Genomic DNA, 13339 nt, shown 5'->3' on the forward strand with positions numbered 1-13339 from the left:
TTATTTGCTCCTGGAGGAAAGTTGCACCTGCGGCACATAGCTGAAATCACGATCAAACGGGAAAGTTTTGCGCGGCTTGCGGTTGCGTGGCAGACGTTCGACAAACTGATCGACCACGCCGTTCGACAGCGCCATCAGGTTCGGGCTGGCAATCGGTGCCAGTTCCGGCGAAAGGTAACCGGATTTCACCACCACGATGTCTGCGTTATGTGGATCCAGTTCCAGCGCGGTGAAATCGCTGATGTTGTGATACGGACGGCGGCGCGCCGAGACCACCACATCAATTCCACCAATGCGAAGCACGGCCTGACGGTCAGCCGGTGTCAGTGCGTCGAGCAGGAACACCACGTCGAACTCGCCTTTCACCTGCGGGCTGGAATGATCAAGTGACGCGCCGAGTGTCAGCGTCAGTGTGGATCCCACACCGGCATTAAAGGCTGCATCCGTTGCCGGTGCATCGGCAATCCCGGCCACCAGGGTATTTTGTGCATACTGTTTGATCAGTTCCTGCAACACATCCGCGCGGTCACCTACGCCGCCACCGGTCGGATTATCGCCGGAATCCGCCAGCACCACCGGCCGCGTTTCACTGGCAATCGCCTTTTTCACACAGGCTTCCACCGTGTCAGTCTCACAACCAAACACAAAATCTTCCCGCGCGTCCCAGTAAGCCTGCGCCAGTTGAGTCGCCTGCTGTTCCAGCACAGCGCGGTCAGTGCCGGTCATGATCACCGCCGCTGTTGCCCGTGGCTCATCGGCCCAGACATAACCGACCATCAGCGAACTGTCCCACACGCCGTCAACTTCATCCATTTCAGGCAGACGGGCGTACAAACTTTTCGCCGGTTCATCTTCCGTGCTGGTGCGCTCGCCCGGTAACACCACCGGCACCGGCACCCACAGCAACGTCGGTTTCACGCCGGTTTGCAGATGCTTAACCAGCATGGCGACAGAACGACGCATAGTTTCTTCCACGTCGATATGCGGCGCGGTGCGGTAGGTCGAAAACATATCAATGGCGTCAATGATGCGCTGCGAGACATTGCCGTGCAGATCGTAACTGACGCTGATCGGGCAATCCGGCCCGACGGCCTTACGGGCGGCGGCAATCCAGTCACCTTCGGCATCTTCCAGCCCTTCAACATACATCGCGCCGTGCATCGCCAGATACACGCCGTCGAACGGCTTTTGCGCCTCTAATCCTGCCAGCATTTCCGCTTTAAATTTATCGTAAGTCGCCCGTGCGACCGGGCCACCGGCAATGGCGCGGGCGTGGATTGTCGGTAAAAACGTCGCCGGATAATCCTGCAAAAAACGAAAACGCGGCGATGCCAGTAACTGCGCATCGCGCACCACGGTAAAATCCTTTTCCTCATTAAGCACCGGATTGTAAGTGCTGCATTCAATATGGATACCGCTGACCGCTATACGCATGTTGCTCATTCCTCAGACAGGCTTCAGACCGACCAGAAAGCGGTGTGCGGCAATACTCGCCGCCGCGCGCGCCCAGGTGTCGTCGTTTAGGGTAAAAGTGCGAACCGGCGTTTTACCGGCATTGCCCGGCAGCACGTTGGCCTCCACAGACTGATGGACAACCGTGCCAAACAGCCCGGAAAAATCGGCATCCTGATGGGCAATCAGGATCAAGTCCGGGTCATTGATTTGAATCAGATGCGATATGGCTAAACCCAGCGCAGAACCCGCGCGGTGCAGAATGCGGATGGCCGCCGTCTGGCCCTGCATGGCCAGCTGTTCCAGCCCGCCGATCGTCGTGGCCTCCAGCCCCTCCGTTTTCGCCATTTCGGCAATCGCATTGAGTGACGCCAGCGTGTCGAGGCAGCCGCGCTTGCCGCAGCGGCACGGCGAGCCGTTCAGCTCCAGCGTACAGTGGGCGATTTCCCCCGCACCGCCATGCAAACCGCGATGCAACTGCCCGGCAATAAAATGCGCACTGCCGATCCCCGCGTCGTGGCTGACCAGCGTAAAGCTGCTGAGATCCCGCGCCTGACCGAAACTTTTCTCGCTCACCGCCAGTGCCTTGGCATCATTTTCAATGGCCACTTCCATGCCGGTGGCCTGCGAAATCAGCTTCGCCAGCGGCACATCCCGCCAGCCCAGCAGCGCCGACTGCACGCAGGTCGACTGATGTTCATCGATAAGACCGGAGAGCGTCACGCCCAACCCGACCAGCTTTTTTGCCGCCTCGGGATGAGGCTCAAGTAATGCCGGTAAGGCGCTGGCGATATTCGCTGCCAGCTGTTGCGGATCGGCATCGGCCGCAAAAGACACCCGCGAAAGGATTTCGCCGTGCAAATTGATCAGCGCCATCTGCGCCGGATTTTGCAGCAAAGAAACGCCGGCAAACCACGCCCCGTCCGGATGCACCACCAGCCGGACCGACGGTCTGCCCTGCCCGCTGCCCGGCACCGTTTCCGCTTCATGCAGAAAACCGGCCTCAATCATCTCGCGCACCACGCCGCCGATCGCCGCCTTGCTCATTCCTGAGATTTGCGCCAGTTCGGTGCGACTCAAATGGCCGGAGGCATTCACTGCGCCTAAAATCTGACGTTGCAAAGTTGTTAGCATATTCGTTTTGGCGCTCTCAGTTTTCGCTCATCTGCATTGACATTAAACGGTAGAAATGGATATATCAATGCTAATTAGTTCACAAAATAAACTAAATGTTGCGATATAAGTATTTCATATGAACTATTAATGAAATCTCTTTGTTAAAACAAACTGTGATTAAAACCGGCGTTTTAGCGAACCGGCAGACTGAGCCAGAGCCACTTCATCCGATTTTTACCCAGAGGGCAGAACATGAAGATTACCCGTTACATCCGGCGTCCCGTGCAGTTATCGCTGCTGAGCAGCGCACTTCTCGCCGTCTTTTCGCTGCCGGTGTTTGCCGCCACGCTGAACGTGATGCAAAACGAAGCGCCGCGCAGCATGGATCCGGGCAACCAGACCGCGACTTTTACCGGCACGGTGCTGGATCCGATGTATGAAGGTCTGCTGCGCATGTCGCCACAACTGAAGCCGGAAGCGGCGCTGGCGACCTCCTGGAGCAGCGATGAAAGTGGTCTGGTGTGGACATTCAAACTACGCAGCGGCGTGACTTTTCACGACGGCACGCCTTTTAACGCCGATGCGGTGGTCGCCAACTTTGCCCGCCATCTCGACACAAAACGCGGTCTGGCCGCCAGCGGACGTCTGCGCACCTTCCTCGACAGCGTGACCAAAACCGACGAGTCCACCGTCGTGTTCAAATTGAAAAAACCGTATCCGGCCTTCCTGAATTTACTGACCACCGGCGCCTGTCTGATGGTCAGTCCGGCGGCAGATAAAACCGGCACGCTGGACAGCAAAGCTGTCGGCACCGGCCCGTACAAAATGGTGCAATACAAAACCGGCGAATTCGTGCTGGAACAAAAATATCCGGGCTACTGGGGCGATAAAGCCGCCGGGCCGGACGACATCAAATGGACCTGGAGCGCCGAGCCGTCCGTCATGAACATGGCCCTGCAGGCCGGTGAAGCCGACGTTATCAACCCGGTCCCTCCGCAATTTGCCCGTCTACTGAAAAACAATCCAAAATTCAGTCTGCATGAAAGCCCGGGAGCGGCCGTGTTCTGGGTCGCGCTGAATACCGACCTCAAACCGCTGAGCGATGTCCGCGTGCGTCAGGCACTGAACTACGCCACGGACCGCGATGGACTGGTGCGCGCCATCATGTCGGGCTTCGCACAACCGGCAAATTCCCCGCTGGCACCGGTCACCGCCGGTTATGACAAAACCCTGAACCCGTATCCGCTGGATCTGGCGAAAGCCAAAGCGTTGCTGAAAGAAGCAGGCGTTGCCGACGGCTTTACGATGTCAATTGCCGTGCAGGGTCAGGACGCGCGTATCGGTCAGGTGCTGCAAAGCATGTGGGCGAAAATCGGGGTGAAACTGGACGTGAAAATCATGGAAAGCGGCGTGTGGACGAAAGCCGCGTTTGCCGATCAGGCGGGTAAAAAGGCCGATAACACCGGCGCGGTGCTGGCGTCATGGTCTTCCGGCGCGAATGGCGCCGATCTGCAACTTCGTCCGCTTTACTACAGCAAAAGCTTCGCACCGGGCGGCGCGAATCTGGGCTTCTTCAGTGATGCAAAACTCGATGAAATGTTAGACAACGCGGCCTCGACACTGGATGAAAATACCCGCAATGCCATTTACGTCGATGCGCAGAAGGAGATTAACCAGCAGGCGCCGCAGGTTCTGTTGTATTACCAGAACGATTTGTATGCCACCGGCACCGGGGTATCGGGCGTCACCATGATCCCCGGCGGACAAATTGTGGTGAAAGATGCACAGAAAAAATAACCGCAGCATTTACAGTGGAAAATAGCCATGAAAGCCTATCTTGCCAAAAAACTCATCGCCTTCCCGGTCATCCTGATCGGCGTGTCGATGCTGATTTTTGTGTCGATCCGCGCGCTTCCGGGGGATCCGGCGCGTCTGATGGCCGGGCCTGAAGCCACGCAGGAAGCCGTTGATGCCATGCGCGTTCGCCTCGGGTTAGATCAACCGCTGGTGACGCAATATCTGCATTTCGCCGGTAACGTGTTGCAGGGCAATCTCGGCGTCTCGTTGCAGTCGCAACAACCGGTGACGCAGGAAATCGGCGAGCGGATGCCGTATACGCTGGCGCTGGCCATTCTGTCTTATTTTCTGGCGGTGGCGGTTGGCGTTCCGGCGGGCATGATAGGCGCGGTGTATCGCAACCGCTGGCCGGATTTTGGCGTGATGTTACTGGCGATTGCCGGGGCGTCGATCGCTAACTTCTGGCTGGGTCTGATGGCGATGAACACCTTCTCGGTAAATCTCGGCTGGCTGCCATTACTCGGTGCGACATCGTGGAAAAGCTACATTCTGCCTTCCGTCACGCTGGCGGTTTTACCGATGGCGGTGATGGCGCGCATGACGCGATCGAGCATGCTCGACGTGCTGTCGGAAGATTATATCCGCACCGCGCGCGCCAAAGGGTTATCCGCCACTACCGTCTATTGCAGCCATGCGTTCCGCAATGCGCTGATCCCGATTGTCACCATTGTGGCGCTCAATTTCGGCAGCCTGATCGGTGGCGCGGTGGTCACCGAATCCGTCTTTAACTGGCCGGGTATCGGCCGCCTGCTGGTGGATTCCGTGCGCTATCGTGATTACCCGGTGATTCAGGGCGTGGCGCTGGTTGCCGTCTGCGGCGTGGTGGTAATGAACCTGCTCGGTGAATTACTGATTGCTTTCCTGAATCCAAAAATAAGGTTCGATTAATGTCTGCCATTATCACGCAATTACCCCGTCGCAAACCGCGCACGCTGCGGTTGTTCCGCTGGTTATGGCGTCATCCTGCCGTCACGACGGGCGGGTTTATCGTCAGCCTGATCGTGCTGTTGGGTTTGTTTGCACCGCTGATCGCCCGTCATGATCCGTACGCACAGGATCTGATTGATACCCTGCTTGCGCCGGGTGCCGACCACTGGTTTGGTACCGACGATTATGGCCGCGATATCTTTGCCCGCGTTATTTACGGTGCCCGGATTTCGATTATCGAAGTGGTGCTGAGCGTCGGTCTGGCGATGATCATCGGCATTCCTTTGGGCATTATCGCCGGGATGGCGGGCCGTTATACCGACATGATCATCATGTGGTTTATGGACATGCTGTTTGCCTTTCCGGGCATCGTGCTGGCCATTCTGGTGGTCAGTATTCTCGGCGGCGGACTGGTGAATTTACTGATCGCCATTTCACTGTTTGCCATACCGGTGTATGCCCGTCTGAGCCGTAACCTGACGCTGGGTTTAAAGCAGATGGAATACGTGGAAGCCGCGCAGGCGCTGGGTTTGTCGAATTACCGCATCATCGTGCATTACATTCTGCGCAATGCTATCGGGCCGATAATCGTGCAATCCACCCTGACCGCCGGCACGGTGATCCTCGCGGCGGCCAGTCTGTCATTTCTGGGGCTTGGCGTACAGCCGCCGATGCCGGAATGGGGTACCATGATGAGCGATGGCCGGAACTTCCTCGGCATAAATATTTACCTTTCGCTGTTCCCGGGTCTGGCCATTATGCTGACCGTGCTTGGTTTTAACGTACTGGGCGACGGGCTGCGAGATTTACTGGACACACGCTCATGAACTCTGCGGTTTTTTGCGCCGATATCGGCGGTTCTTTTATTAAATTTGGTGTTTCACGCCGTTCCGGCGAAGTGGAAGAATGTGGCAAAGTCCCGACACCCGTTGCCTCATGGCAGGATTTTGTCGGCGCAATGCAATATCTGATCGATACCTACGGAGCGGATTTACCGGCGGGAACTCCGCTGGCGATTTCCACCGCCGGTCTGGTGTCGCCGCAAACCGGTGAAATGCTGGCAACCAATATCCCCGCGTTTACCGGCCATTCGCTGGCGAATGATCTGAGCGTAGCCCTTGAGCGCCCGGTCACTGCCGCCAATGACGCTGACTGTTTCGCTCTCGCCGAAGCGCATGCGGGTAATGCACAACATCATTCCGTGGTAGCGGCGATTATTTTAGGCACCGGCGTCGGTGGCGGTCTGGTGATTAACGGCCAGCTGGTGCGCGGCCACGGTGGCGTCACCGGGGAATGGGGACACGGTGCGATCACCCGCACGGAGCTGACCCTCGGCAGCAAACATTACGCCGTGCCACGCCTCAGATGTGGCTGCGGCCAGACCGGCTGCCTCGACATGCTCGGCGGCGCACGCGGCATGGAACGCCTGCATCAGCATTTCCACCGTCAGGAAAATACCAGTCTGGACATTGTAACCGGCTGGCTGAAGGGGCATCCCGACTGTTCTCTGACCGTGAATGCCTGGCTGGAACTGGTCGCCGAACCGCTGGCGCTGCTGATCAACATCCTCGGCCCTTCGCGGATCGTGGCAGGTGGCGGTCTGGCCTCGGCAAAAGAACTTATCGCGGCGCTGGATGAGAAAGTACGCGGCGGTGTGCTGCACACTTATGCAGAACCGTTGCTGATACCGGGGAAATTCCTGACCGACGGTGGATTAGTGGGGGCATCGGTACTGGGGAGGATGCAGAGTTAGTTGTTTGCTCCTCCCCCTGCAATAGCCGTACGGTTTTGGTTTCAACTCCTCCCCTTCGCAGGGGAGGGAGTCAGACCCGTTTTAGCCGATACAAACAATGTTCCCGTAACCCGTGCCCCTCCTCCAGCGCCGGATGCATGAAGTTCTCTTTTGGATCACATGCCATACCGAGTTTTTTCATCACCGCCTGAGAACGGACATTCGGCAGCGCGGTAAAGGCCACAATTTCGTTTAGCCCCAGTTGGTTAAACCCGGCATCCAGCGCGGCGCGGGCGGCTTCAGTGCAATAACCTTGCCCCCATGTATCCGCCCTCAGGCGCCAGCCGATTTCGATACATGGCGTAAACGGCAAATCGTAACCCGGCGTATGTAACCCAACGAAACCGATGAACTCACCGGTTTCACGCAGCTCAACCGCCCAGATACCCCATCCGCGTTCTGTGATCAAATCCCGACAGCGGATCGCCATTTCATCGCTTTTTTCACGGGTCAGAACTGACGGGAAAAATTCCATCACTTGCTGATCTGCATTCATTGCAGCAAAAGGCCCGAAATCACTGTCCTGCCACTGACGAAGTATCAGACGCGGCGTGATGATATTTAGCGGCGGTGAAGCGAGCGGGACGGCAAAAGACTCCATAAATCACTCCTTTTTATGGCGATATATTCAGCACGAAACCTCTTTATTACCACACCCCCCCATCGGTTTAAAATGTATTCCCTCCCTGTCACTACACTTAACTTATCCATCACCCTCACAAATAACATATGAAATAGTTGCCATGGTGACTATTAATAATGCATCATAACCGCCCTGTTCAAACCGGAGTTTTTTCATGACACACACCTTACAAGACCAACAAGATATTGCTGACCTGATGAACGGCTGGATCCACCGTGATTTATCGCAGTGGGATCAGCTTCTTGAGCTTTTCCACGGCGATGGTGTGATTGAAGTCACCTGGTTTGAAGGAATTTTTAGCGAATTTGTCGAAGGCTCAAAAAAAATGGGTGGCTCGGACTTAGTCACCAAACATCTGATCGCCGCACCGGTCATTACCTTTAATGGCAACCGCGCCATTGCAGAAACCAACGCGATGATTGTCGGGGAAAATATCAGACTGGGTCTGGGATGCAGTAACCATAACCGCTTCTATGATCTGATTGAAAAACGCGATGGCGTCTGGCGAATCGTAAAACGTCAGTCGGTATATGACATGGGAACCTTCACGTTCCCGCAGGGGCTGGTGGACATTGATAAAACCGTCGTGGCGAAATACCCGCGTGAATATGCTCCGCTGGCCTATCTGCTGGAACAAAGCGGGTTCCCGGTGAAACGGGTGTTCGCGACCAAATTCAGTCAGCTGGAAAAAGAGATGAAAGAAGAAGGACTGGCGTGGTTGCATGGCTGAAATTAGCTGACAAACGGGCAGTTTCCGATTAGATCTGTTCATAGTTATGATGAATATTTCCGGAGCTGCCTTATGATTTTTCACCGCTATCACGGACTGGGTAATGATTATCTGGTCTGCCATCACAGCGTCGCCGCCCTGCTCAGCAATCAGCAAATTCAGCGCGTCTGCGACCGCCATTACGGCATCGGTTCCGACGGTCTGCTGATCGACAACGACGGTGCTGACATTCCCTCCCTGCGCATTATTAATCCCGACGGTTCAGAAGCCGAGAAAAGCGGCAACGGTCTGCGTATTTACGCCCGCTATCTGTTTGATATCGGGCGCGTAACGCATAAACCTTTTCTGGTGAACACGGCGGGCGGACAGGTGCGCTGCGAAGTCACCGAAGGTGCGCATCAGGTGATTGTGGATATGGGGCAGGCAAAATTCTCGCCAGCCGCGTTACCCGCAACGGTTGAAGGCGATGAAGCCCTCGCGTTACCGCTGGTGGCTGGCGGGCACAATCTCAGTGCAACGCTGGTGTCGATGGGCAATCCGCACTGTGTGATCCGGGTGGAAAAGCTGGATCTGGATCTGGTCAGGCAGCTCGGTGCTGAAATTGAAACGCTGGCGATTTTCCCGAAACGTACCAACGTGCAGTTCGCGCAAGTCATTGATCGCAATACTATCCGCATCGGCATCTGGGAACGGGGCGCGGGGTATACGCTGGCTTCCGGCAGCAGCAGTTGTGCGGCGGCCAGCGCCATGCGCAAGCTCGGGCTGGTGGACGACACCGTTACCGTGCAGATGCCCGGCGGTGAACTCGCCATCCGTTTCAGCGGCGATTTTCAGGTCAACATGCGCGGGCCGGTGCAGAAAATCGCCACCCTTACCCTCGATAACGACTGTTTCCGGGATATGCCCGCGTAGTCATTTCATTGTTTTATCCCCGCGAAGGGATGTCCTCCTGCTAAACCTCTTCCCTGCGGCAGTCCCGCTGCCGCACTTTTCGAACAGTCCGTCATAAATAAAACTCATACCCGCATAATGATTTTATGGCAGACAGCGCGCTTTACAGCCCCTAAGTTGGTTATCAGGAAGCACAACAATGATTAACCAACTCATTGTTTAATAAATAAAATAATCTTAATAAAAACCCATCACTGCCGTGTTTCGTGCTGCTCCGGTCAGTGAAATTTTCTTCAAAGTTTTAATCCGATCACATATTAATAAAAAAAACAGAGAGCGTACCCTATGAGCAACAACACCATCGTGGATGTCAAAACGTGGATAGACGAACGCCCGATATCGAAATATCAATGGGTGGTTCTGTCCCTGTGTTTCATCATCATCATGTTCGACGGATACGACGCCGCCGTCATGGGCTTTATCGCCCCGGCGCTGATCGAAGACTGGGGCATCAGCCGCGCGGAAATGGGGCCGATATTAGGCGCGGCGATGTTTGGTGTGGCGATCGGCGCACTGATTGCCGGGCCGAATGCGGACCGCTTTGGCCGTAAACGGGTGCTGATGTGGTCGATTTTGTGTTTCGCCCTGTTCAGCCTGCTGAGCACCTTTGCCCGCACGCCGATGGAAATGGCAATTCTGCGTTTTCTCACCGGCCTCGGCTTAGGCGCAGTGATGCCCAATACCGTCACGCTGGTGTCGGAATATATGCCCGAACGCCGCCGCAGCCTGATGATCACCGTGATGTACAGCGGCTTTAACGTGGGTTCCGGTGCGGGCGGTTTTGTCGCCGCCGGTCTGCTGCCGCATTTCGGCTGGAAAGCGGTGATTTTTGCCGGCGGGATTGTGCCGTTGCTGATGCTGCCGTTGCTGCTGTGGATCCTGCCGGAGTCGGCGATGTACATGGTGGTGCGCGATGTGGCGAAAGAGAAAATCGCCAAAGTGCTGACGCGCGCCGGTGGCGTGTTCAGTGAAGGCACCAAATTCGTGCTCAAGGCACCGGTGATTCAGAAGAAAGCCAAAGTCTTCCAGTTATTCACCAACGGCTACGCCAAAGGCACGATTGTGCTGTGGGTCACTTACTTTATGGGGCTGTTCGTGATTTACCTGCTGAACGGCTGGCTGCCGACCATCATGCGCAACGGCGGTTTCTCGCTGGAGCGTGCGGCCATCGTCGCCGGTTTGTTCCAGTTAGGCGGCACGTTCGGCGGCCTGATGGTTGGCGGGCTGATGGACCGATTCACCGCCAAACGGGTGATTGCCGGTTTCTACATGATGGGCATGGTCAGCCTGCTGTCACAGGGCATCGGCAACTTCGGCCCGGATGTTCTTGCCCTGCTGGTGTTCATCAGCGGCGTCTGCATTAACGGCGCGCAAACCGGTTTGCAGGCATTTTCCCCGGCCTTTTACCCGACAGAAATGCGCGCCACCGGCGTGTGCTGGATGCACGGCATCGGCCGCAGCGGCGCCATCATCAGCTCGTCCATGGGCGGGATCCTGCTGGGCATTTTCTCCGGCGAAAACATGATCTTTATTATTCTGGCCCTGCCTGCCTTGCTGGCTGGCCTGAGCATCCTTTTACACCGTGCGGCACACCCGGCCGAGATGATCAAAGGCGTTGATATTACTGACATCCCGGAGTTGTCGCGCACCATGAATATCCGCTAATCTCTGGATTAGCCTCCTAATAATTAGAAACCTGTTCATCAACATAAAAATCATGACGTGGTGACAGCACCGCGATTACCCTACAAAAGTATTGAGGATTTAAGATGGCGAAAATCATTGGCGGTTTAGCGGTTTCACATACCCCGACTATCGGTTTTGCGGTTGACCATAACAAGCAGGAAGAAAGCGCCTGGGCACCGATTTTCGAGAGTTTCGCACCGATGCAAAAATGGCTCGAGGAAAAGAAACCCGACGCGCTGGTCTACATTTTTAACGACCACGTGACCTCGTTCTTTTTCGACCACTATTCGGCGTTTACCTTAGGGATCGACGAGCAGTATGAAGTGGCTGACGAAGGCGGTGGTCCGCGCGATTTGCCTGCGGTCAAAGGGCATGCGGCGCTGTCTCAGCATATCGGTGCCAGCCTGATGGCGGACGAATTCGATATGTCCTTCTTCCAGGATAAGCCGCTGGATCACGGTCTGTTCTCTCCGCTTTCCGCCCTGTTACCGCACGAAGGCGGCTGGCCGACGCAGATCGTCCCGCTGCAAATCGGCGTGTTGCAGTTTCCTATTCCGACCGCCCGTCGTTGCTACAAACTCGGGCAGGCATTGCGCCGGGCGATTGAAAGTTTTCCGGAAGATCTGAACGTGGCGATTGTCGCGACCGGCGGCGTGTCGCATCAGGTTCACGGCGAACGCTGCGGCTTTAACAACCCGGACTGGGATGAGCAGTTTGTCGATATGATCGTCAACGACCCGGAACGTCTCACAGAAATGACGCTGGCGGAATTTGCCACATCGGGCGGCATGGAAGGCGCGGAAGTGATCATGTGGCTGGTGATGCGCGGGGCGCTGTCGGCCAATGTGAAGAAACTGCATCAGGCGTATTACCTGCCGTCGATGACCGGCATTGCCACGCTGATCCTCGAGAATCAGTCACGCGAAGCGCCGTATGACGTGCAGCAGCGCCAGCGTGACAAAATCGCGCAACAGATGGCGGGCGTCGAAAAGCTGCCGGGCACCTATCCCTTCACGCAGGCACGCAGCCTGAAAGCACTGCGCATTAACCGTTTCCTGCACCGCCTGATCCAGCCTGCGTGGCGCGCGCGTTTCCTTACCGATCAGCACGCGCTGTTTGCCGAAAACAAGCTGACCGAAGAGGAACAACAACTTCTGCGCGAACTCGACTGGCGCGGCATGATCCATTACGGCGTCAGCTTCTTCCTGCTGGAAAAACTGGGCGCGGTGGTCGGTGTCTCCAACTTACATATTTATTCCGCGATGCGCGGAGAAACGCTGGAAGAATTCCAGAAAACCCGCAATCAACAAGTTCTCTATTCAGTAGCAGGTAAAGCGAAAGCATGACGATTTTTGAGCAACCCAAGATCGACACACATCATCACGTGTTTGATCCGGCGCGCTTCCCGTACCTTCCGGACACGCCTTATCGTCCGGAAGGACACGAGATTGGCACCACCGATTATTACCGCGCCGTAATGCAGGCGTACAACATCCGCCATTCGCTGATTGTCGGCCCGACGTCGGGTTATAACACCGACAGCTCGTGTCTGCTGGATGCGCTGGCAAAAGGCAACGGACGTTTCAAAGGCATCGCCGTGGTGCCTTTTGATATCAGCACTGAACGGCTCGCCAGTCTCAAACAGGCCGGTGTGGTCGGCATTGCCATGAATGTGGCGATGCTGGGTACGACGCCCTTTCTGCATCTTGACGACCTGATGGGGAGACTGGCCGAACTCGATATGTTCGCCGCCATTCAGGTGCAGGACGATCAGCTGCTGGCGTTATTGCCGCTGATTAACCGCACCAAAACACGGCTGCTGATTGATCACTCCGGGCGTCCGGATGTCACACAGGGCCTGCATCAGCCTGCTTTTCAGGCGCTGCTCAACCTTGCCAGCCAGCAACGCACCTGGGTGAAACTCTCGGGCCTGGCGAAATTCAGCCGCCAGCCTTTCCCTTATCAGGACGGTCACGCCTATCAGCATGCCCTGCTCGACGCCTTTGGTGCAGAGCATTGCCTGTGGGGATCCGACTGGCCGTTTCTGCGCGCAGAGCACCGGATGGATCTCGGCACGCTGCTGATGCTGGTTGAACAATTATTCCCTGACGAAAAAGTCCGCCAGCAGATTTTGTGGCAGACACCGAAAGATTTGTTTGGATTTACGGATTATTAAAAAAGGATG

General features: G+C 56.1%; 12 protein-coding genes. 9 read left to right on the forward strand and 3 right to left on the reverse strand.

Annotated features, from left to right (window positions below; genetic code table 11):
* Both EDF78_RS16535 and EDF78_RS16540 read right to left on the reverse strand, forming a co-directional pair.
* On the reverse strand, nucleotides 1-1434 hold the full coding sequence (locus EDF78_RS16535) for a M81 family metallopeptidase (RefSeq protein WP_131693312.1): 1434 nt from the start codon (nucleotides 1432-1434) through the stop codon (nucleotides 1-3).
* A 12-nt stretch (nucleotides 1435-1446) separates the two neighbouring features.
* Nucleotides 1447-2586 (reverse strand): ROK family transcriptional regulator, encoded by a 1140-nt coding sequence (locus EDF78_RS16540; RefSeq protein WP_133823509.1) that lies wholly within the window; start codon nucleotides 2584-2586, stop codon nucleotides 1447-1449.
* A 234-nt stretch (nucleotides 2587-2820) separates the two neighbouring features.
* Here EDF78_RS16540 and EDF78_RS16545 point away from each other — a divergent pair, with 234 nt between their 5' ends.
* The 4 genes from EDF78_RS16545 to EDF78_RS16560 are packed head-to-tail and all read left to right on the forward strand — an operon-like array spanning nucleotide 2821 to nucleotide 7105.
* On the forward strand, nucleotides 2821-4365 hold the full coding sequence (locus EDF78_RS16545) for an ABC transporter substrate-binding protein (protein WP_133823510.1): 1545 nt from the start codon (nucleotides 2821-2823) through the stop codon (nucleotides 4363-4365).
* Nucleotides 4366-4392: 27 nt separating this feature from the next.
* Complete coding sequence (locus tag EDF78_RS16550) at nucleotides 4393-5313, forward strand: ABC transporter permease (protein WP_095921629.1); 921 nt, start codon at nucleotides 4393-4395, stop codon at nucleotides 5311-5313.
* Nucleotides 5313-6179 (forward strand): ABC transporter permease, encoded by an 867-nt coding sequence (locus EDF78_RS16555; protein WP_095921628.1) that lies wholly within the window; start codon nucleotides 5313-5315, stop codon nucleotides 6177-6179. Before EDF78_RS16550 ends, EDF78_RS16555 begins: the two co-directional genes overlap by 1 nt.
* Nucleotides 6176-7105, forward strand: coding sequence for an ROK family protein (locus EDF78_RS16560; protein ID WP_133823511.1), 930 nt, complete (start codon nucleotides 6176-6178; stop codon nucleotides 7103-7105). Before EDF78_RS16555 ends, EDF78_RS16560 begins: the two co-directional genes overlap by 4 nt.
* 70 nt (nucleotides 7106-7175) lie before the next feature.
* Here EDF78_RS16560 and EDF78_RS16565 read toward each other — a convergent pair whose 3' ends face one another.
* Complete coding sequence (locus EDF78_RS16565) at nucleotides 7176-7745, reverse strand: GNAT family N-acetyltransferase (RefSeq protein ID WP_133823512.1); 570 nt, start codon at nucleotides 7743-7745, stop codon at nucleotides 7176-7178.
* Between the two features lie 196 nt (nucleotides 7746-7941).
* Between EDF78_RS16565 and EDF78_RS16570 the strand changes: the two genes are divergently transcribed.
* From EDF78_RS16570 to EDF78_RS16590, 5 genes are all read left to right on the forward strand, one after another.
* Complete coding sequence (locus tag EDF78_RS16570) at nucleotides 7942-8517, forward strand: nuclear transport factor 2 family protein (protein WP_095921625.1); 576 nt, start codon at nucleotides 7942-7944, stop codon at nucleotides 8515-8517.
* 72 nt (nucleotides 8518-8589) lie between these two features.
* Nucleotides 8590-9429, forward strand: coding sequence for a diaminopimelate epimerase (dapF, locus tag EDF78_RS16575; protein ID WP_133823513.1), 840 nt, complete (start codon nucleotides 8590-8592; stop codon nucleotides 9427-9429).
* 324 nt (nucleotides 9430-9753) lie between these two features.
* Nucleotides 9754-11133, forward strand: a complete 1380-nt coding sequence (locus tag EDF78_RS16580; protein WP_095921623.1) for an aromatic acid/H+ symport family MFS transporter — start codon at nucleotides 9754-9756, stop codon at nucleotides 11131-11133.
* Nucleotides 11134-11237: 104 nt separating this feature from the next.
* Entirely contained in the window at nucleotides 11238-12500 is a 1263-nt protein-coding gene (locus tag EDF78_RS16585) for a gallate dioxygenase (protein ID WP_095921622.1), read from the forward strand.
* Nucleotides 12497-13330, forward strand: a complete 834-nt coding sequence (locus EDF78_RS16590; RefSeq protein ID WP_095921621.1) for an amidohydrolase family protein — start codon at nucleotides 12497-12499, stop codon at nucleotides 13328-13330. Before EDF78_RS16585 ends, EDF78_RS16590 begins: the two co-directional genes overlap by 4 nt.
* Nucleotides 13331-13339: the final 9 nt, after the last annotated feature.

The sequence above is a fragment of the Rahnella sp. BIGb0236 genome, assembly GCF_004364755.1.
GTDB classification, from domain to species: Bacteria; Pseudomonadota; Gammaproteobacteria; order Enterobacterales; family Enterobacteriaceae; genus Rahnella; species Rahnella victoriana.